This window comes from Pseudomonas sp. Pso3, from assembly GCF_055393275.1.
This window is the reverse complement of sequence record NZ_AP043687.1, coordinates 4,883,611-4,902,587: the sequence shown is the minus strand read 5'-3', so window position 1 is coordinate 4,902,587 and position 18,977 is coordinate 4,883,611. Positions and strand designations below refer to the sequence as shown.

Annotated in this window: 17 protein-coding genes; 9 read left to right on the top strand and 8 right to left on the bottom strand. The window is 65.6% G+C overall.

The annotated features are described in order from the left end of the window. Positions 1-44 precede the first annotated feature (44 nt). The 6 genes from atpG to glmS all read left to right on the top strand — a co-directional run bounded on the left by atpG (position 45) and on the right by glmS (position 7,029). Positions 45-908 carry a F0F1 ATP synthase subunit gamma gene (atpG, locus tag ACZ5R1_RS23040; RefSeq protein ID WP_007160119.1) on the top strand — a complete coding sequence of 288 codons (864 nt, stop codon included), beginning with the start codon at positions 45-47 and terminating at the stop codon, positions 906-908. A 30-nt stretch (positions 909-938) separates the two neighbouring features. Beyond that, the gene (gene atpD / locus ACZ5R1_RS23035) at positions 939-2,315 is read left to right on the top strand and encodes a F0F1 ATP synthase subunit beta (protein ID WP_007160118.1); all 1,377 of its coding nucleotides are present in this window, start codon (positions 939-941) and stop codon (positions 2,313-2,315) included. Between the two features lie 38 nt (positions 2,316-2,353). Further along, positions 2,354-2,779 (top strand): F0F1 ATP synthase subunit epsilon, encoded by a 426-nt coding sequence (locus tag ACZ5R1_RS23030; protein ID WP_007160117.1) that lies wholly within the window; start codon positions 2,354-2,356, stop codon positions 2,777-2,779. 154 nt (positions 2,780-2,933) lie between these two features. Continuing rightward, complete coding sequence (glmU, locus tag ACZ5R1_RS23025) at positions 2,934-4,301, top strand: bifunctional UDP-N-acetylglucosamine diphosphorylase/glucosamine-1-phosphate N-acetyltransferase GlmU (RefSeq protein WP_288405002.1); 1,368 nt, start codon at positions 2,934-2,936, stop codon at positions 4,299-4,301. A 54-nt stretch (positions 4,302-4,355) separates the two neighbouring features. After that, positions 4,356-5,126, top strand: a complete 771-nt coding sequence (locus ACZ5R1_RS23020) for a DeoR/GlpR family DNA-binding transcription regulator (RefSeq protein WP_464712746.1) — start codon at positions 4,356-4,358, stop codon at positions 5,124-5,126. A 67-nt stretch (positions 5,127-5,193) separates the two neighbouring features. Further along, positions 5,194-7,029, top strand: a complete 1,836-nt coding sequence (gene glmS, locus ACZ5R1_RS23015) for a glutamine--fructose-6-phosphate transaminase (isomerizing) (RefSeq protein WP_426944413.1) — start codon at positions 5,194-5,196, stop codon at positions 7,027-7,029. Between the two features lie 18 nt (positions 7,030-7,047). On the opposite strand, the gene ACZ5R1_RS23010 is transcribed toward glmS, so the two are convergent. Next, positions 7,048-7,398, bottom strand: a complete 351-nt coding sequence (locus tag ACZ5R1_RS23010; protein WP_044341248.1) for a hypothetical protein — start codon at positions 7,396-7,398, stop codon at positions 7,048-7,050. 52 nt (positions 7,399-7,450) lie between these two features. Between ACZ5R1_RS23010 and ACZ5R1_RS23005 the strand changes: the two genes are divergently transcribed. Next, the gene (locus ACZ5R1_RS23005) at positions 7,451-8,407 is read left to right on the top strand and encodes a CobW-like GTP-binding protein (protein ID WP_464712745.1); all 957 of its coding nucleotides are present in this window, start codon (positions 7,451-7,453) and stop codon (positions 8,405-8,407) included. Positions 8,408-8,592: 185 nt separating this feature from the next. Beyond that, positions 8,593-9,501, top strand: coding sequence for an energy transducer TonB (locus ACZ5R1_RS23000; protein WP_256326386.1), 909 nt, complete (start codon positions 8,593-8,595; stop codon positions 9,499-9,501). A 4-nt stretch (positions 9,502-9,505) separates the two neighbouring features. Here the strand turns inward: ACZ5R1_RS23000 and ybaL are convergent, their stop codons facing one another. From ybaL to ACZ5R1_RS22975, 5 genes are all read right to left on the bottom strand, one after another. Next, positions 9,506-11,224 carry a YbaL family putative K(+) efflux transporter gene (gene ybaL, locus ACZ5R1_RS22995; protein ID WP_464712744.1) on the bottom strand — a complete coding sequence of 573 codons (1,719 nt, stop codon included), beginning with the start codon at positions 11,222-11,224 and terminating at the stop codon, positions 9,506-9,508. A gap of 74 nt (positions 11,225-11,298) precedes the next feature. Beyond that, positions 11,299-11,781 carry an acyl-CoA thioesterase gene (locus ACZ5R1_RS22990; RefSeq protein ID WP_007160109.1) on the bottom strand — a complete coding sequence of 161 codons (483 nt, stop codon included), beginning with the start codon at positions 11,779-11,781 and terminating at the stop codon, positions 11,299-11,301. Between the two features lie 60 nt (positions 11,782-11,841). Continuing rightward, complete coding sequence (locus ACZ5R1_RS22985; protein ID WP_027598710.1) at positions 11,842-12,600, bottom strand: SDR family NAD(P)-dependent oxidoreductase; 759 nt, start codon at positions 12,598-12,600, stop codon at positions 11,842-11,844. 69 nt (positions 12,601-12,669) lie between these two features. Continuing rightward, positions 12,670-13,071: an SMI1/KNR4 family protein gene (locus tag ACZ5R1_RS22980; protein ID WP_007160107.1), complete on the bottom strand. Its 402-nt coding sequence runs from the start codon at positions 13,069-13,071 to the stop codon at positions 12,670-12,672. A gap of 180 nt (positions 13,072-13,251) precedes the next feature. After that, positions 13,252-14,109, bottom strand: a complete 858-nt coding sequence (locus ACZ5R1_RS22975) for a Tim44 domain-containing protein (RefSeq protein WP_042134953.1) — start codon at positions 14,107-14,109, stop codon at positions 13,252-13,254. Between the two features lie 271 nt (positions 14,110-14,380). Here ACZ5R1_RS22975 and ACZ5R1_RS22970 point away from each other — a divergent pair, with 271 nt between their 5' ends. Further along, on the top strand, positions 14,381-16,141 hold the full coding sequence (locus tag ACZ5R1_RS22970) for a cation:proton antiporter (protein WP_027598708.1): 1,761 nt from the start codon (positions 14,381-14,383) through the stop codon (positions 16,139-16,141). Between the two features lie 180 nt (positions 16,142-16,321). Here ACZ5R1_RS22970 and ACZ5R1_RS22965 read toward each other — a convergent pair whose 3' ends face one another. Continuing rightward, complete coding sequence (locus ACZ5R1_RS22965; protein ID WP_007160104.1) at positions 16,322-16,750, bottom strand: EamA family transporter; 429 nt, start codon at positions 16,748-16,750, stop codon at positions 16,322-16,324. A gap of 2 nt (positions 16,751-16,752) precedes the next feature. Then, positions 16,753-18,921: a DNA helicase II gene (uvrD, locus tag ACZ5R1_RS22960; protein WP_042134948.1), complete on the bottom strand. Its 2,169-nt coding sequence runs from the start codon at positions 18,919-18,921 to the stop codon at positions 16,753-16,755. Between the last annotated feature and the right edge of the window lie 56 nt (positions 18,922-18,977).

The window sequence follows — 18,977 nt, the reverse complement described above, 5'->3', positions numbered from 1 at the left end:
CGACGGGGGCGCCAGCCCCCGTTTGCCAACCCGATAGGTGTCACATGGCAGGCGCAAAAGAGATTCGCGGCAAGATCGCGAGCATCAAAAGCACACAGAAGATCACCAGCGCCATGGAAAAGGTTGCGGTCAGCAAGATGCGTAAGGCTCAGGCCCGCATGGCTGCCAGCAAGCCTTATGCCGAGCGCATCCGCGCTGTGATCGGCCACCTGGCCAACGCCAACCCCGAGTACCGCCATGCCTTCATGGTGGAACGCGAGGTCAAGCGCGTCGGTTACATCGTGGTCAGCTCCGATCGGGGTCTGGCCGGTGGTCTGAACACCAACCTGTTCAAGGCTCTGGTCCGCGACATGAGCGACCAGCGCGGCAAAGGTGTGGAAATCGATCTGGCGGTGATCGGGGCCAAGGGTGCCTCCTTCTTCCGCAGCTTCGGCGGCAACGTGGTCGCGGCCATCAGCCACCTCGGCGAAGCCCCGGCGATCGGCGATCTGATCGGCAGCATCAAGGTGATGCTGGATGCCTACCTGAACGGCCGTATCGACCGTCTGTACGTGGTGTCCAACGTCTTCGTCAACACCATGACCCAGAAGCCGACCATCCAGCAGCTGGTGCCCCTGGTACCGGCCGAGGGCGGTGAGCTGCAAGGCAAGCATTGGGACTACCTCTACGAGCCCGACGCCAAGACCCTGCTCGACGGTCTGCTGGTTCGCTACGTGGAATCCCAGGTGTACCAGGCCGTGGTCGAGAACGCTGCCAGCGAACAGGCCGCGCGGATGATCGCGATGAAGAACGCCACCGACAACGCCGGCGATCTCATCAAGGAGCTGCAGCTGGTCTACAACAAGGCTCGCCAGGCTGCGATCACCCAAGAAATTTCGGAAATCGTCGGCGGCGCCGCCGCGGTCTGACGGACAGCTTAAACATTCGAGGAACGCGAAATGAGTAGCGGACGTATCGTACAAATCATCGGCGCCGTGATCGACGTGGAATTCCCGCGCGACGCGGTACCGCGCGTCTTTGACGCCCTCAAGGTGCAGGGTGCCGAAACCACCCTGGAAGTCCAGCAGCAGCTGGGCGACGGCGTGGTCCGTACCATCGCCATGGGTAGCACCGAAGGCCTCAAGCGCGGCCTGAACGTGGGCAACACCGGCGAGGCCATCAAGGTCCCGGTCGGCGTCAAGACCCTCGGCCGCATCATGGACGTCCTGGGCAACCCCATCGACGAAGCCGGCCCCATCGGCGAGGAAGAGCGCTGGGAAATCCACCGCAAGGCCCCGTCCTATGCAGAGCAGGCCGGTGGTAACGACCTGCTGGAAACCGGCATCAAGGTCATCGACCTGGTCTGCCCCTTCGCCAAGGGCGGCAAGGTCGGCCTGTTCGGCGGCGCCGGCGTGGGCAAGACCGTCAACATGATGGAGCTCATCCGTAACATCGCCATCGAGCACAGCGGTTATTCCGTGTTCGCCGGCGTGGGCGAGCGTACCCGTGAAGGGAACGACTTCTACCACGAGATGAAGGACTCCAACGTTCTGGACAAGGTCGCCCTGGTCTATGGCCAGATGAACGAGCCGCCGGGCAACCGTCTGCGCGTGGCCCTGACCGGTCTGACCATGGCCGAGAAATTCCGTGACGAAGGCCGTGACGTCCTGCTGTTCGTCGACAACATCTACCGCTACACCCTGGCCGGTACCGAAGTGTCCGCGCTGCTGGGTCGTATGCCGTCCGCGGTGGGCTACCAGCCGACCCTGGCCGAGGAGATGGGTGTCCTGCAGGAGCGCATCACCTCCACCAAGCTGGGTTCGATCACCTCCGTCCAGGCCGTCTACGTCCCTGCGGATGACTTGACCGACCCGTCCCCGGCGACCACCTTCGCCCACCTGGACGCCACCGTGGTTCTGTCCCGTGACATCGCCTCCCTGGGTATCTACCCGGCGGTCGATCCCCTGGACTCCACCTCGCGCCAGCTGGACCCGAACGTGATCGGCCAGGAGCACTACGACACCGCTCGCGGCGTCCAGTACGTGCTGCAGCGCTACAAGGAGCTGAAGGACATCATCGCGATTCTGGGCATGGACGAACTGTCCGAGTCCGACAAGCAGCTGGTATCCCGCGCTCGTAAGATCCAGCGCTTCCTGTCCCAGCCGTTCTTCGTGGCCGAAGTCTTCACCGGTTCGCCCGGCAAGTACGTGTCCCTCAAGGACACCATCGCTGGCTTCTCCGGGATCCTGCGTGGCGACTACGATCACCTGCCCGAGCAGGCGTTCTACATGGTCGGCAGCATCGACGAAGCCATCGAGAAAGCCAAGAAACTGTAACTGCCGCGCCCGGCGACGGGCGCTCTTAGAGGCACGCTATGGCCAAGACAGTCCAATGCGACATCGTCAGCGCGGAAGGGGAAATCTTCTCCGGCGCGGTGGAGATGATCATCGCCCACGGCCACCTGGGTGATCTGGGTATCGCCCCGGGCCATGCGCCGCTGCTCACCGATCTGAAACCGGGCCCCATCCGCCTGGTCAAGGCCGGGGGCGCCGAGGAGGTGTTCTACATCTCCGGCGGTTTTCTGGAAGTGCAGCCGAATGTCGTCGAAGTGCTGGCCGATACCGCCAGCCGCGCCGGTGACATCGACGAAGCTGCCGCTCTGGAAGCCAAGCAGCGCGCCGAGGCAGCACTGAGCGACAAGGGCACGGAGTTCGATTACACCGCTGCCGCCACTCAGCTCGCCGAAGCCGCCGCCCAGCTGCGCACCATCCAGCAGCTCAAGCGGCAGGCCAAGCGCTAAGCGCAAGGTCAGGCTGTAACGACAAGGGTAGCTTCGGCTACCCTTTTCTTTTGTCGCCCGAAAAGTGGGCGAGAAATTTCGCGTGGTCGGACTTGCAAGGCGCCTGTCGCCTTCGGTCGCCGGCTCGTCTCTTCCCTCTGTCTCCGAGGTTCCGATGTCCCTGGAAATCGTCATCCTGGCTGCTGGCCAGGGCACCCGCATGAGATCCGCTCTACCCAAGGTGCTGCATCCCGTGGCCGGTCGCAGCATGCTGGGGCATGTACTCGACCGCGCCCGCGAATTGCAGCCGGCCGGCATCCACGTCGTCATCGGCCATGGCGCCGACCAGGTCCGCAGCCAGCTGGCCGCCGACGACGTCAGCTTCGTGGTCCAGGCCGAGCAACTCGGTACCGGCCATGCCGTGGCCCAGGCGGCGCCGGCGCTGACGGCGGAGCGGGTATTGATCCTCTATGGCGACGTGCCCCTGATCCAGACCGAGACCCTGCAGCGCCTTCTGCAGCAGGTGGATGACAGCCACCTGGCGCTGCTGACCGTGGAGCTGGACGATCCCACCGGCTATGGCCGCATCCTGCGCGATGAGCAGGGGCGGGTAACCGCCATCGTCGAGCACAAGGACGCCAGCGAGGCCCAGCGCGCCATTCGCGAAGGCAATACCGGCATCCTCGCGGTACCCGGTCGGCGGCTGGCGGACTGGCTGGGTCGCCTGTCCAACAGCAATGCCCAGGGCGAGTACTACCTGACCGACGTCATCGCCCTCGCGGTGGCGGACGGCCTGACCATCGCCACCAGCCAGCCGGCGGACGCCATGGAAGTGCAGGGCGCCAACGATCGCCGGCAACTGGCCCAGCTGGAGCGGCACTTCCAGCAGCGCGCCGCCGAGCGCCTTATGCTGCAGGGCGTGACCCTGCTGGATCCCCTACGCTTCGATCAGCGTGGGCAGGTCGAGGCGGGTCGCGACGTCTCCATCGACGTCAACGTCATTCTCGAAGGTCGTGTGGTGCTGGAAGACGGCGTGAGCATCGGTCCGAATTGCGTGATCAAGGACAGCGTGCTCAAGCGCGGCGCCATCATCAAGGCCAACAGTCATCTGGACGGCGCCGTGGTCGGGGAGGGCGCCGACGTCGGTCCCTTCGCCCGTCTGCGCCCGGGCAGCGAACTGGGCAGCAAGGCCCATGTGGGCAACTTCGTCGAACTGAAGAACGCTCATCTGCAGGACGGCGCCAAGGCCGGTCACCTGACCTATCTGGGCGATGCCAGCATCGGTGCCGGCAGCAACATAGGTGCAGGCACCATCACCTGCAACTATGACGGCGCCAACAAGTTTCGAACCGAAATCGGCGCGGATGTCTTCGTGGGTTCCAACAGCTCGCTGGTGGCTCCGGTCAGCCTCGGTGCGGGTGCGACCACCGCGGCAGGCTCGGTCATCACGGCGGACGTGCCGGCTGATACCCTGGCACTGGGGCGGGCGCGGCAGATCAACAAGACCGGCTGGCAGCGACCGAAGAAGGCCCCCAAGGCTTGACGCCGGCCTGCTATTAGGTTTTGATTCGATCCATTATCTTTCGAATCGAAATTTATGACCCGTCGCAACACCGCCCAGCGTCGCCACGCCATCCTTGCCCAGCTCCAGGAGCAGGGCGAGGTCAGCGTGGACGAACTGGCCCGCCAGTTGGAGACCTCCGAGGTCACCATCCGCAAGGACCTGGCCGCCCTCGAGCGCAATGGGCTACTGCTGCGCCGCTATGGCGGTGCGGTGGCCATGCCCCAGGAGCTGCTGACCGAGGCACCGCCCCAGGCATCGCCCTTCAAGCAGGCCATCGCCCGGGCCGCGGCCCGGCGCCTGCGCGAACATGCACGGATCATCGTCGACTGCGGCAGCACCACGGTAGCGCTGATCCCACAACTCGATCGCCGTCCCGGGCTGGTGGTCATGACCAATTCCCTGCAGGTGGCCATGGCGCTGCGTGAGCTGGAACAGGAACCCATGCTGCTGATGACCGGCGGCACCTGGGATCCGCACTCGGAATCCTTCCAGGGGCAGGTCGCCGAGCAGGTACTCAGATCCTATGACTTCGACCAGCTGTTCATCGGCGCCGACGGCCTCGATCCGGAGCGCGGCACCACCACCTTCAACGAACATCTGTCGCTGTCGCGGGTGATGGCGGAGGTGGCGCGCGAGGTGGTGGTCATGGCCGAGGCGAGCAAGCTGGGCAGGCGAATTCCCAATCTGGAACTACCTTGGGAAAGGGTGGACGTGCTCATCACCGATGAGCGACTGCCCGCCGAGGCGGCCCGGGCGATCGAAACCCAGGGGGTGCAGGTCATCTGCGCCCCGGTGGATAACTAGACAATCAGGTCATCCACAGCCGGCCCCGTCGGGTCGTTGTGGATAAGACAGGCAAGGGGAGGTAAGCATGTGTGGAATCGTCGGCGCCATTGCCGAGCGTAACATCACCGCCATTCTGGTCGAGGGTCTCAAGCGCCTGGAATACCGTGGCTACGACAGCGCCGGCCTGGCCCTGCTGGATGCCCAGGGCGAGTTGCAGCGCCTGCGCCGCATCGGCAAGGTCAGCGAACTGGAAGCGGCCCTGTTGGCCGATCCCCTGGCCGGTCGCCTGGGCATCGCCCACACCCGCTGGGCGACCCATGGTGCGCCCACCGAAGCCAATGCCCACCCGCATTTCTCCCAGGGTGACGTGGCGGTGGTGCACAACGGCATCATCGAGAACCACGAGGCCCTGCGCGCCCAGCTCAAGGCCCAGGGCTATGTCTTCACCTCCCAGACCGACACCGAGGTCATCGTCCATCTGCTGCACCTCAAGCTGCAGGACAGCGGCGACCTGACCACGGCGCTGAAGGCGGCGGTCAAGGAACTGCACGGCGCCTATGGCCTGGCGGCGGTCTGGCGCCAGCAGCCGGATCGCCTAGTGGCGACCCGCAGCGGCAGCCCCCTGGTCATCGGCCTGGGTCTGGGCGAGAACTACCTGGCCTCCGACCAGCTGGCGCTGCGTCAGGTGACCGATCGCTTCGTCTACCTGGAAGAGGGCGACGTGACCGAGATCCGCCTGGATCAGGTCACGCTCTGGGACATGAGCGGCGCGCCGGTCCAGCGCGAGACGGTGCAGTACCACGAAGGCAGCGAGGCCGCCGACAAGGGCGCCTATCGCCACTTCATGCTCAAGGAGATCCACGAGCAGCCCAGCGTGGTCCAGCGCACCCTGGAAGGCCGTCTGGGTGACGGTCAGGTCTTGCCCGAGGCCTTCGGTCCGGCGGCGTCCGAGTTGTTCGCCAAGGTCCGCCAGGTCCAGATCGTCGCCTGCGGCACCAGCTTCCATGCCGGTTCGGTGGCGCGCTACTGGATCGAGGAATACGTCGGCATCCCCTGTCAGGTGGAGGTGGCCAGCGAATTCCGCTATCGCCGCGTCGCTGTCAGCCCGGACACCCTGTTCGTCACCATCTCCCAGTCGGGCGAGACCGCCGATACCCTGGCCGCGCTGCGCATGGCCAAGCAATCCGGCTATCTGAGCAGCCTGGCCATCTGCAACGTGGCGACCAGCTCCCTGGTGCGCGAATCCCAGCTGAGCTTCCTGACCCAGGCCGGTCCGGAGATCGGCGTGGCCTCGACCAAGGCCTTTACCACCCAGCTGGTTTCGCTGCTGCTGCTGACCCTGAGTCTGGGTCGCTGCCAGCAGCGTCTGGCTGCCGCCGTCGAAGCCGAGCTGGTGGCCGAATTGCGCCGGCTGCCGGCGCGGCTGGACGAAGCCCTGGCCATGGACAAGACCGTGGAAAAGCTGGCGGAATCCTTTGCCGAGAAGCACCACACCCTGTTCCTGGGGCGTGGCGAGCAGTACCCGGTGGCCATGGAGGGTGCGCTCAAGCTCAAGGAGATCTCCTACATCCACGCCGAGGCCTATCCGGCCGGTGAGCTCAAGCACGGTCCGCTGGCGTTGGTGGATGCCGACATGCCGGTGGTGACGGTGGCGCCCAACAACGAGCTGCTGGAAAAGCTCAAGTCCAACCTGCAGGAGGTGCGCGCCCGTGGCGGTCAGCTGATCGTCTTCGCCGACGAGCGTGCCGGCTTCGAGCAAGGCGAAGGCACCCGCATCGTGCCCATGCCGCACATCCACGATGCGCTGTCGCCGATCCTCTACACCATCCCGCTGCAGCTGCTGTCCTACCACGTCGCCGTGTTCAAGGGCACCGACGTGGACCAGCCACGCAACCTGGCCAAGTCGGTGACCGTGGAATAAAGGGTTCCACGTGGAACCTCAGGGCACGCGCCAGCTGCCCTGATTCTGCTGCCGGCAGGCGACGGCCAAGAAGCGGCCGTCGCCGGGCTCGCCGTAGTAGTGTATATCCTGTCGATAGGGCACGCCCGGACTGCGGGCGCCCTGGCAGATGCCGATCTCGCCGACCGGACAGCGGTCGACGAAGCGGACCTCGGTCTGCTGGTCCTTGAGCTGCGGCTGGCAGAAGCCGTCGCGAAACAGCTGGGCGGGGATGTCGATATTGCTCTGGCAGACCTGCACGTCCACACTGCCCTGACGACTGCGGATTACGCAGGCATCGGCGAGCGCCAGTGACGGCAACAGCAGCAGCGGGATCAGCAATCGCCACATTCCAGCCCATCTCCCTGATGAAATCGCCACTCTAGCATTCGACCCTCCCGCCATGCGCCTCGCCGATATCAAGACCCATGTGATCGCCGGCCCTCTGGGCGCCGGCAAGACCACCCTGATCCGCCAGCTGTTCGCCCAGCGCCCCGCCCACGAGCGCTGGGCGATCCTGGTCAACGAATTCGGCCAGGTCGGACTCGACGCGGCGCTCATGACCCGGGATGACGATGGCCTGGCGATCGCCGAGGTCCCGGGTGGCTGCCTGTGCTGCGTCCAGGGCGTGCCCCTGCAGGTAGCCCTCGCCCGACTGCTCAGACGGGCACGACCGCAGCGGCTGTTCATCGAGCCTTCCGGCCTGGGCCATCCCGCCAGCCTCTATCGGCAACTCCAGGCGCCGCCCTGGACGGGGGTGCTGAGTCTGCAACCGCTGATCTGGGTGGTGGATGCCAGGCAACTGCTGGAGGGCCAGCCCTTGCCGGACGCCCAGCAGCAGGCGCTGGGCCAGGCCGGCCTGATCGTGCTCAACAAGAGCGCGGGCCTGGAGCGGGCAGGCTTGCCGGCGCAGTTGGGCGATCGGCCGCTGTACTGGACCGAAGGCGGGCGGATCGCCCTGGCCGACCTGCCCCTGGCCGACGGTGAAACCTCGAGCGACGGCGAGTTACCCGAGCCCGAGTCGGCGTCCGCTCCGCAGGCGCTGTTGCTGCCCGGACGCCCGCTGCGCTTCAGCCATACCCTGGAGGGCCACCACGCCGTCGGTTGGCGCTGGCATCCCAGCCAAAGCTTCGACGGCCCGGCATTGCTGGCGCTGCTGGGCGGTCTCCCCGGGCTGCTCAGGCTGAAGGCGGTGCTGCAGCTGGCGGAGGGCTGGCAGGCCTACAACGGTCTGGCCGGGCAGGGCGCCTGGGAGCCGACCCTGTGGCGACGCGACAACCGGCTGGAGTTGATCCTGGAGGAGAAGCCGGACCTAGAGGTCCTCGAAAAAGCGCTGGGCGGGACCATTCGCGACATTTGAGGTTGCCAAATTTGTTCAGCTAATGATAATGATTATTAAATTTACTTCCTCTGCGTATTGCTCCCATGGCTCCGACGTCTCTTGCCAAGCCTGAACCTCTCGTAGTCGCTGCGCATACCGATGGCGATGAGCTGGAATCCGTCCAGGGACCCGTCAGGGCCGCCCAGGCAAGCGATGTGGAGCCCGTGGCAGGGGTCAATGCCAAGCGTAGCGAACCCTCGGCCACCATTCTGTCGTTCCGCATGCCCGAGCGTAACGAAGAGATCCTGACCCCGGTATTGACCCCGGTCGGCGCTGCGGAACCGGGCGAGCAGCCACCCCGGGGTCGCGGCTGGGGGGCCGCCTCGGCGCTGTCGCTGATCATGCACGCCAGCATGGCCGCGGCGCTGTTCCTGGTGGTCCAGGCGCCACCGGAGCTGAAGATCGCCAAGGGCGACGAACCCATGCAGGTCAGCTTCATCCAGTTGCCCAAGCCGGTACCCGAGCCGCCCGCGCCGAATCCGGCACCGCCCGCGCCACCGCCGCCGCAACCCGAACCGCCGCCACCGGAGCCGCCCAAGCCCGTGGAACCGCCGAAACCGGTGGAGCCGCCCAAGCCGGTGGTGGAAAAGCCCAAACCCAAGCCTAAGCCCAAGCCGGTCGAGCACAGCCAGCAGAAGCCGCTGCCGAAAAAGGTCGAGCCCGCGCCGGAGCCGGTGGCTCAGGCCGCACCGGCGCCGGCCCCCGCGCCTGCGGCCACGGCTGCGCCCAGTCAGCCGGCGCCGGCCGCCGCACCGTCCGGTCCGCCGAAGACCGCCGGCCTGCCCACCGGCAGCATCGACGACGCCGACATCCGACCGATCAAGATGACGCCGCCGGAGTATCCGGAAATGCTGCGTCGTCGTGGTGTGGGTGGCGAGGTGCGGGTGATGTTCACCGTGACCGCCGACGGTCGACTGGCCGACATCCAGGTGCTGGAAGCCTCCAACAAGCAACTGGAGCGCGCGGTGCTCGAGGTGCTGGGCGAATGGCGCTTCGCCCCCCGGGTCTCCGGCGGCCAGATCGTCCCGCGCAAGGCCACCAAGACCTTCAACTTCAAGATCCAGCGCCGCTAGGTCGCTAGGCGGCGGAGCCCCTGGGCTCCGCCTCGGACTCCCCGGGCCGCTCCAGGCCCAGATAGCGGAACATGCCATGGGCGATCTCGCGTTCGCCCATGATCACCTCGTCCACGCCATGACGCTCCAGATGGCGGATCTCGTCTTCGTGATGGGCGCGGGCGAGGATAGGCAGTTCCGGCGCCAGCTCGCGGGCCCGGCGCGCGATCTCGGCGGCCTCGAAGCCGTTGGGAATCGCCAGCAGCAGGGCCCGCGCCTCCTCGAGCTTGGCCCGTGCCAGCACCTTGTCTTGGGTCGCGTTGCCGAGGATCGCCTTGAATCCCTGCTGGCGTAGCGCCGTGACATGTTCTGGTTCGTCCGAGATTACGATCAGCGGCGGATCCTCGCGATCCAGACGATCGCAGAGATAGCGGCCCACCCGTCCATAGCCCACCAGCACCAGGTGACCCCGTTGCGCCACTGGCTCGGGTTCGTCGTCCAGTTCTGGCGCATGCTTGCCCTTGGCATTGATCAGTCGGCGGCCTTCGCGACGCTCCATCCAGGGCTGTAGCAGGTCGATGCCGTGAAACAGCAGCGGATTGAGGATGATGGAAATGATGGCGGCGGCCAGGATGAGGTCGTGAGCGGCCTGGTCGAGCAGTTTCAGTGACAGGCCGAGGCTGGCGAGGATAAAGGAGAATTCGCCGATCTGCGCCAGGCTGGCGGCGATGGTCAGGGCCACGCTCAAGGGGCGACGATAGGCCAGGACGATCAGGGTCGCGGCGATGGACTTGCCAAAGACGATCACCGCCACCGTGGCCAGCACCGCCAGGGGTTGTTCCAGCAGGATCTCCGGATCGAACAGGCAACCCACGGAAAAGAAGAACAGCACGGCGAAGGCTTCGCGCAGGGGTAGCGAATTCTCCGCCGCGTCGTGGCTGAGTTCCGACTCGTTGAGTACCACGCCGGCAAAGAAGGCGCCCAGGGCGAAGGACACCCCGAACAGCGACGCCGAGCCATAGGCGATGCCGATGGCGATGGCCAAGGTCGCCAGGGTGAAGAGTTCGCGCGAACCGGTACGGACCACCCGGGCCAGCAGCCAGGGGATGACTCGTCGGCCCACCAGCAGCATCAGCGCGATGAAGGCGCCGACCTTGAGCGCGGTGAGGCCCAGCTCCAGTCCCAGGCTCTGGCCCGCCTCTTCGCCGCTGTCGCCACCCAGCGGCCCGGCCAGCGCCGGCAGTACCACCAGGGCCAGCACCATCAGCAGGTCTTCCACGATCAGCCAGCCCACGGCGATGCGACCACGTCGGCTTTCCACCATCTGGCGTTCTTCCAGGGCCCGCAGCAGCACCACGGTACTGGCCACCGACAGCGACAACCCGAACACCAGGCCGCTACCCAGCCCCCAGCCCAGGAAGTGGCTCACCCCCATGCCCATCAGGGTGGCGGCAGCGATCTGCACGATGGCGCCGGGGATGGCAATGCGTTTGACCGCCAGCAGATCCTTGATGGAAAAGTGCAGACCCACGCCGAACATCAGCAGGATGACGCCGATTTCGGTCAGCTCCTTGGACAGTTCGGGATCGGCGACGAAGCCGGGCGTGAAGGGGCCGGCCGCGACTCCGGCGAGCAGATAGCCGGCGATGGGCGGCAGGCGCAGACGGGTGGCGAGGATGCCGAAGGCAAAGGCCAGGACCAGGCCGATCGCCAGGGTGGATATCAGAGGGGTGTCATGGGACATGCTGGCTCCAAGGATTTGGATTGCCAGATCCTGGAGCCGCTGCCGTCGAACGACGGCGACCTAGCCGGCAAAACTCAAAAGGTTTCCTTGAGTGCCTGATAGCGCTCTTGAAGTTCCCGACGGATCTGCCGGCGCTGCTGGGCCTGCACACAGCGTCGCTTCTCGTCGGCGGTCACGGGTTCCAGCTGGGGCACGGGGCAGGATTTGCCGTTCTCGTCCACCGCCACCATGGTGAAGAAGCAACTGTTGGTGTGGCGCACCGAACGCTGCTGGATGTTCTCGGTGATGACCTTGACGCCGATTTCCATGGAGGTGGTCCCGGTGTAGTTCACCGAGGCGAGAAAGGTCACCAGTTCGCCGACATGCACCGGTTCGCGAAAGATCACCTGATCCACCGAGAGGGTCACCACATAGCGTCCGGCATAGCGGCTGGCGCAGGCGTAGGCCACTTCGTCGAGGTGCTTGAGCAGGGCGCCGCCGTGGACATTGCCGGAAAAGTTGGCCAGGTCCGGGGTCATCAGGATGGTCATGCTCAACTGGTGGTTGCCGGCTTCCATGGGCGAATCCTCGAGGGGGAAATCCTGTAGACGGCGCACCGGCGCCGTCTGTCACAGCCGTCAACGGCCGGCGGACAGCCCGAAGTCGATGGGCAGATCGGCGCCGGAAATGGCCGCCGCCTGGGGCTGGCAGAGGAAGTAGACGAATTCGGCCACCTCTTCCGGCTGGATGAAGCGCGCGGTTTCGCCCTGGGGATAGCGATTGAGCAGGTTGCGGCGATAGCCGGCCGGATCGCCGCTGCCATAGTGGGCGGCCTGGAAGTCCAGCATGGGGGTGTCGATGTCCCCTGGCGAGACGGCATTGACCCGCACCCCATCGCGCGCCAGTTCCACCGCCAGATTCTGGCTGAAGAAGCGCACCGCGGCCTTGGCCGCGCCATAGGCCGCCGCGCCGGCGATGGGCTGGCGTCCGGCGCCGCTGGCGACGTTGATGATGACGCCGCGATTTTCCTTGAGGAAGGGGATGGCCGCCGAGCACATGAAGAAGGTGGCCTTGAGATTGACCGCCATCACCAGGTCGTAGTCGTCCTCGGTAAAGGTCTCGACCTCGCCTTCGCGCCAGATGCCCGCCGCGTTGATCAGGGCATCCAGACGCCCGGTACGGGCCATGACCTTGCTGACCAGGGAGCGGCAGCCCTCGGCGCTGGAGATATCGGCGGTCACGCTGGAATCCAGGCCGACGATGCCGTTGAGGCCATGCAGGCCCTCGGCATCGCGGTCGGCGGCGGCGACGCGCCAGCGACTCTGGGCGAAGCGTTGCGCCAGGGCCCGGCCGAGGCCGCCCGCGGCACCGGTGATCAGGACGACGGGAGTGCTCATGACGCATCCTCCGTAAGTGATGGCCTTATCCAGACCCATGCGCAGCGGGGTCGTTCAGTAGCGGGCCGGTCAGCTTTCCAGCCAGACGTCGCGCGCCCAGACCCAGACCGAATCCCAGGATTCGTCGGTCAGGTCGCCATCTTCCCACAACAGTACCTCGCCTTCCTGGCTGACGCAGTAGTAGCCGTCGTCGCTGGCGCAGAGGGGAATGTACTCGCGCGGCAGGCCTTCGTCCCAGGCGGTGGCGGCCACTTCCGGCAGGTAGGTATGGGACTGGGGATCGGTGACGGTCACCGGCTCGATGCGGCCATAGACCACGTCGCTGACGGTCAGCAGGAATTCGCGGAATTCCGGCGGCAGGCTGATGAGCAGCTCTTCCTCGATCTCGACCAGCAGGTCTTCGTCGGGCAGCTCCAGGGGTACGGGAACGGGTTCGTTTTCTTCACGCAGGCGTTCGATGACGTCTTCCATAGCAGGCCTCTCTCGAAATGCGCACCGGATAAAGGGAAAAGAGGCGCGCAAGGTTAGCAGTTCAGTCCGGGATAACGGCAGCTTCCGTACGGACTTGATAGCGGTTTCGAGAGATGTTCGGCAGGCGGCGCCCATGAAAAAGCCCGGCTTAGAGCCGGGCTTTTCGGTGACGCGCCCTTATCAGGCGTTCTGGCGGATACCGGCCAGCAGCCAGGGCTGGTTCTCGCCGGCCATGCGCTCCATGCGCCAGCTTTCGCTGAACGGCTGGCCCTGGTCGAAGCGCGATTCCTTGGATACACCGTTGAAGGTGATGGTGGCGATGGTCTTGCCCTGCAGATCCTCGACACCGTCGAGGGTGGCGTTCAGGTTCTCGATGTAGGTGGACTGGAAGCCCTCGCCCAGCGCGGCGCGCTCGTCACGCAGCCACTGCAGCATCTGCGGGGTGACGAACTCGGAGATCTTGTCCATCTCGTTGGCGTCCCAGTGCTGCTGCAGGTTCATGAAGTGCTCGCGACCGGCGGCCACGAAGCGCTCGGCATTGAACCAGCTCGGTGCGTTGATCACCGGCGCGGCGCCAGCGGCGGCGCCGCCGAACAGACCGCCATTGTTGGGCTGGTTGGGCATCTCGCGCTGCATCGGCGCATGACCGGCGACGGCGGGCTGCGGACCGGCCTGCTGCTTGCGACGGGCGATCAGGCGGAAGATCACGAAGGCGATGAGCGCCAGGATCAGGAAGTCGAAGAACTGGAAGCCTTCGAAGCCGTCACCCATGAACATGGAGGCGAGCAGACCACCGGCGGCGATACCGGCCAGCGGGCCGAGCCAGCGCGAGGCGCCACTCGGACGGGCAGCGGCGGCGGCGCCAGCACCGGCGGCAGGCGCAGCCATGCCCGGCTGCTGGGTTGGCGCGGCCTGGCGGGTCTGGTGAATGGGCGCGGCGCCAGCGGACTTGCCGGCGCCCATGCGTTTGGCATTGGCATCCAGGCTGAGCGTGAGGCCCAGGCACAGGATCATGAAGAAGCTCATCAGGCGTTGCATGTGGTGTTCTCTCTGTGAAGAGTCTGGTGTTGGATACATCTTGCGCTGCCCGGTCAAGTACAGCCAGCGTGAATTGTTTCGGTATTTTGCCCTGTCGGCGTTACCTGGAAGCAGGCCGCCAAGTGCTTGCGACCGTTGAAAATTTCCAAGCACATCAATCTATTACAGATTTTTGCAAAATCCGTCACAAGAGTTTGCAGATGCTAGTCTTGGACTCCAGTCAGCGCAGGTGTCGGGAGAGTGCCCGGCCCGTCATAGGAGGGCCCGGCCGATGCATGCTCTAGCTTTTATCCAGGACATGGCCGTCATCATGCTGGTGGCCGGCGTGGTGACCATCCTCTTCCACCGCCTCAAGCAGCCCGTGGTCCTGGGCTACATCCTCGCCGGCTTCATCATCGGACCCCATACCCCGCCCTTCGGTCTGATCCACGACGAAGAAAGCATCAAGACCCTCGCCGAGGTGGGGGTGATCTTCCTGATGTTCAGCCTCGGCCTGGAATTCTCGCTGCGCAAGCTGTTCCGGGTGGGTGCCACGGCCTTCATCGCCGCCTTCCTCGAGATCAGCCTGATGCTCTGGCTGGGTTACCAGGTGGGCCAGATGTTCGGCTGGTCGCATATGGATTCGCTGTTCCTCGGCGCCATCCTGGCCATCTCCTCGACCACCATCATCGTCAAGGCGCTCAACGAGCTGAAGATGAAGCACGAGCGCTTCGCCCAGCAGATCTTTGGCGTGCTGATCGTCGAGGACATCCTCGGCATCGGCATCATCGCCCTGCTGTCGGGCCTGGCGGTGAGCGGTTCGGTGGAACCGGGCGCGGTGGCCTCGACCCTGGGCAAGCTGAGTCTGTTCATGATCGTGGCGCTGGTGATCGGCATCCTGCTGGTGCCACGCCTGCTGGCCTACGTGGCCAAGTTCGACAGCAACGAGATGCTGCTGATCACGGTGCTGGGGCTGTGCTTCGGCTTCTGCCTGCTGGTGGCCAAGCTGGAATACAGCGTGGTGCTGGGTGCCTTCCTGATCGGCGCCATCATGGCCGAGTCGCGGCAGCTGCTTAAGATCGAGAAGCTGGTGGAACCGCTGCGCGACATGTTCAGCGCCATCTTCTTCGTCGCCATCGGCCTGCTGCTCGATCCCAAGGTGCTGGTGGAATACGCCTGGCCGATCACCGTGATCAGCGTCGCCGTGGTGCTGGGCAAGATCCTCGCCTGCAGCCTGGGGACCCTGATCGCCGGCAACGATGGCCGGACCTCGCTGCGGGTCGGCATGGGCCTGGCGCAGATCGGCGAGTTCTCCTTCATCATCGCCACCCTCGGGATCACCCTGGGCGTCACCAGTCATTTCCTCTATCCGGTGGCGGTGGCCGTGTCGGCGATCACCACGCTGCTGACACCCTATCTGATCAAGGCCGCCGATCCGCTGGCGCTGTGGATCGGCCGCTGGTTGCCACAGCCCATGCAGCGGGTGCTGGGCATCTATGGCGAATGGCTGCGCAGCATCCAGCCCCAGGGCGAGAAGGCGGTCCTGGCCGGCATGATGAGGCGCATCCTGCTGCAGGTCGGCATCAACCTGTCGCTGGTCATCGCCATCTTCCTTGGCGGCGCCTATTTCGCTGGTGGCCTGGCCGGCTGGCTCAGCACCTGGATCACCGATCCCGATCTGCAGAAGGCCTGCATCTGGGGCGGGGCCCTGCTGCTGTCACTGCCCTGCCTGATCGCCGCCTATCGCAAGCTCAAGGCCCTGGCCATGCTGATGGCCGAACTCAGCGTGCGGCAGAACCAGGCTGGCCGTTATACGCAGCCGGTACGGCGACTGGTCAGCGAGCTGATCCCGCTGCTGTCGCTGGCCGGCATCCTGGTGCTGCTGGCCGCCTTGAGCAGCAGCATCCTGCCGCGTGGCGAGCTGCTGCTGCTGATCGGCCTGGTCGCGGTGGTGGTGATCGCGGTGCTGTGGCGCTGGTTCATCCGCGTCCATTCGCGGCTGCAGATCGCCTTCATCGAGACCCTGGAACAGGACAAGGGCGGACACCCTTAGGCCGCTTTTGCGGAATCCAGCCATTGCCGGCCGGGGATCGACGCGGCAGAATCGCTCTAAGTCGGCCGTTTGAATAAGCGGATCGATGGCAAGGGAATGCGCAATGCAGGAAATGGGCTTGGCCGCTTTCTGCCGTCCGGCAATCTCCCACCGGCGGTCAGGCTCTTTTCCTGCGCCCTTTCAGGGCCTCCAGGCCAGCAGCAGCACGCCCCCGCCGATGGCGGCGATGCCGCACCACTGGCGCAGGTCCAGGCGCTCACCCAGCAGCGCCACGCCAAAGATCGCCACCAGCACCACGCTCAACTTGTCCACCGGCGCCACCAGCGAGGCGGGGCCCAGCTTGAGCGCCCGGTAGTAGCACAGCCATGACAGGCCGGTGGCCACGCCCGAAAGCAACAGGAACAGATAGCTGCGACCGGCGATGCTGGCCAGGGGTTGCGCCTGCCCGGTGGCCAGGACGATGGCCGCCAGGACCACCACGACCACCAGGGTGCGCAGCAGGGTGGCGAAGTCCGCGTTGACGTGTTCCACGCCCAGCTTGCCGAAGATGGCGGTGAGGGCGGCGAACGCCGCCGCCAGGAGCGCCCAGAACAGCCAGGAGGTGGTCATGGCTAGAGCGGTTCGAGCTTGGCGTAGCTCACCATCAGCCACTTGCTGCCTTCGGACTTGAAGTTGACCTGCACCCGGGCATGGGCGCCGGAGCCCTCGTAGTTGAGGATGACGCCGTCGCCGAACAGGGCATGGCGCACCGGCTGGCCGAGACTGAAGGTGGTCTCCGGTACCGGGGCCTGGGCGAAGGGACTGGTCCGGCTGCCGGCGAAGGGCTGCTTGACCGCATTGGACAGCCGCACTTCCTGGATCAGGCCGTCCGGTACCTCGCGGACGAAGCGCGAGACCTTGTTGTAGGTCTCGCTGCCATAGAGCCGGCGGGTCTCCGCATAGCTCATCACCAGGCGGCGCATGGCGCGGGTGATGCCCACGTAGGCCAGGCGGCGTTCCTCTTCCAGGCGGCCGGGTTCTTCCAGGCTCATCTTGTGCGGGAACAGGCCTTCTTCCATGCCGGCCAGGAACACCAGGGGGAATTCCAGGCCCTTGGCGCTGTGCAGGGTCATCAGCTGGACACTGTCTTCGTGGCTGTCGGCCTGGGTGTCACCGGATTCCAGGGCGGCGTGGTCGAGGAAGGCCGCCAGGGGCGTCATCTCCTCGTCACCGCTAAAATCGAAGGAGCGCGCGGCGCTGACCAGTTCTTCCAGGTTTTCCACCCGCGCCTGACCCTTCTCGCCCTTTTCTTCCTTGTGGAAGGTGACCAGGCCGGTCTGCTCGATGATCTGCTGCACCAGGCTGTGCAGGGACAGGTCCTCGGCCTTGAGCGCCAGGGTGTCGACCAGCTCGACGAAGGCATTGAGCGCCGAGGCGGCGCGACCCGACACCGCGCGGGCGCCGACCAGGTCGTGCAGCGCCTGCCACAGCGAGGTGTTCTGCGCGCGGGCGGCGCTGCGCAGCGCCTCCACTGTCTTTTCGCCGATGCCCCGCGGCGGCACGTTGATCACCCGCTCCAGGGCGGCATCGTCGTGGCGATGCTGGATCAGCCGCAGGTAGGCCATGGCGTTCTTGATCTCGGCGCGCTCGAAGAATCTCAGACCGCCATAGATGCGATAGGGGATCTTCTCGCGCAGCAGCGCCTCTTCCAGCACCCGCGACTGGGCGTTGGAGCGGTAGAGGATGGCCATCTCGCTGCGCCGGGTGCCCTTCTTGAACTCGCTCTCGATGGTCTCGACGATGTAGCGCGCCTCGTCGTGCTCGTTGAAGCCGGCATAGAGGGTGATGGCCTCGCCTTCACCGGTATCGGTCCACAGCTCCTTGCCGAGGCGGCCGAAGTTGTGGGCGATCAGGCCGTTGGCGGCCTTGAGGATGGTGTCGGTGGAGCGGTAGTTCTGCTCCAGGCGGATGATCTCGGCCGAGAAGTCCTCGTTGAACTGCTGGATGTTCTCGATCTTGGCGCCGCGCCAGCCATAGATGGACTGGTCATCGTCGCCCACCACCATGAGGCTGGCGCCATTCTGCGCGAGGTGCTTGAGCCAGGCGTACTGGACGGCGTTGGTGTCCTGGAATTCGTCCACCAGCAGATGCTGGAAGCGCCGCTGGTAGTGTTCCAGCAGGCTGGGATTGTTGCGCCACAGATCCAGGGCGCGCAGCAGCAGCTCGGAGAAGTCGATCACCCCGGCGCGCGCGCAGGCCGCCTCGTAGGCTTCGTAGATGCTGCGCATGGTGCTGAGGAAGAGATCGCCGGCGGCCTGGATGTGCTGCGGTCGCAGGCCTTCGTCCTTCTGGCCGTTGATGAACCACTGCGCCTGGCGTGCCGGCCAGCGCTGCTCGTCGAGGCCCAGCTCGCGGATCACCCGCTTGACGATGCGCTGCTGGTCGTCGCTGTCGAGGATCTGGAAATTCTGCGACAGCCCCGCTTCCTGCCAGTGCGCCCGCAACAGGCGGTGGGCCAGGCCGTGGAAGGTGCCGACCCACATGCCCTGCGGACTCATGCCGAGCAATTGCTCGATGCGGTGGCGCATCTCGGCGGCGGCCTTATTGGTGAAGGTCACCGAGAGGATGGAGTGCGGCGAGGCGCGCTCGACCTGGATCAGCCAGGCGATGCGGTGCACCAGCACCCGGGTCTTGCCCGAGCCGGCACCGGCCAGGACCAGTTGGCGACCCAGGGGCGCGGCCACGGCCTGACGCTGGGCATCGTTGAGGGAATTGAGCAGCAGGGAAATGTCGTCGTTCATCGCCGCATTCTACCGATGCGGCAGAAGGAGCGCCAAACCGGACGGATGGGAGGCGA

Coding starts and splice junctions, on each gene's coding strand:
- atpG (WP_007160119.1), top strand. CDS start 45: ATGGCAGGCGCAAAAGAGATTCGCGGCAAGATCGCGAGCATCAAAAGC.
- atpD (WP_007160118.1), top strand. CDS start 939: ATGAGTAGCGGACGTATCGTACAAATCATCGGCGCCGTGATCGACGTG.
- ACZ5R1_RS23030 (WP_007160117.1), top strand. CDS start 2,354: ATGGCCAAGACAGTCCAATGCGACATCGTCAGCGCGGAAGGGGAAATC.
- glmU (WP_288405002.1), top strand. CDS start 2,934: ATGTCCCTGGAAATCGTCATCCTGGCTGCTGGCCAGGGCACCCGCATG.
- ACZ5R1_RS23020 (WP_464712746.1), top strand. CDS start 4,356: ATGACCCGTCGCAACACCGCCCAGCGTCGCCACGCCATCCTTGCCCAG.
- glmS (WP_426944413.1), top strand. CDS start 5,194: ATGTGTGGAATCGTCGGCGCCATTGCCGAGCGTAACATCACCGCCATT.
- ACZ5R1_RS23010 (WP_044341248.1), bottom strand. CDS start 7,398: ATGTGGCGATTGCTGATCCCGCTGCTGCTGTTGCCGTCACTGGCGCTC.
- ACZ5R1_RS23005 (WP_464712745.1), top strand. CDS start 7,451: ATGCGCCTCGCCGATATCAAGACCCATGTGATCGCCGGCCCTCTGGGC.
- ybaL (WP_464712744.1), bottom strand. CDS start 11,224: ATGTCCCATGACACCCCTCTGATATCCACCCTGGCGATCGGCCTGGTC.
- ACZ5R1_RS22990 (WP_007160109.1), bottom strand. CDS start 11,781: ATGGAAGCCGGCAACCACCAGTTGAGCATGACCATCCTGATGACCCCG.
- ACZ5R1_RS22985 (WP_027598710.1), bottom strand. CDS start 12,600: ATGAGCACTCCCGTCGTCCTGATCACCGGTGCCGCGGGCGGCCTCGGC.
- ACZ5R1_RS22980 (WP_007160107.1), bottom strand. CDS start 13,071: ATGGAAGACGTCATCGAACGCCTGCGTGAAGAAAACGAACCCGTTCCC.
- ACZ5R1_RS22975 (WP_042134953.1), bottom strand. CDS start 14,109: ATGCAACGCCTGATGAGCTTCTTCATGATCCTGTGCCTGGGCCTCACG.
- ACZ5R1_RS22970 (WP_027598708.1), top strand. CDS start 14,381: ATGCATGCTCTAGCTTTTATCCAGGACATGGCCGTCATCATGCTGGTG.
- ACZ5R1_RS22965 (WP_007160104.1), bottom strand. CDS start 16,750: ATGACCACCTCCTGGCTGTTCTGGGCGCTCCTGGCGGCGGCGTTCGCC.
- uvrD (WP_042134948.1), bottom strand. CDS start 18,921: ATGAACGACGACATTTCCCTGCTGCTCAATTCCCTCAACGATGCCCAG.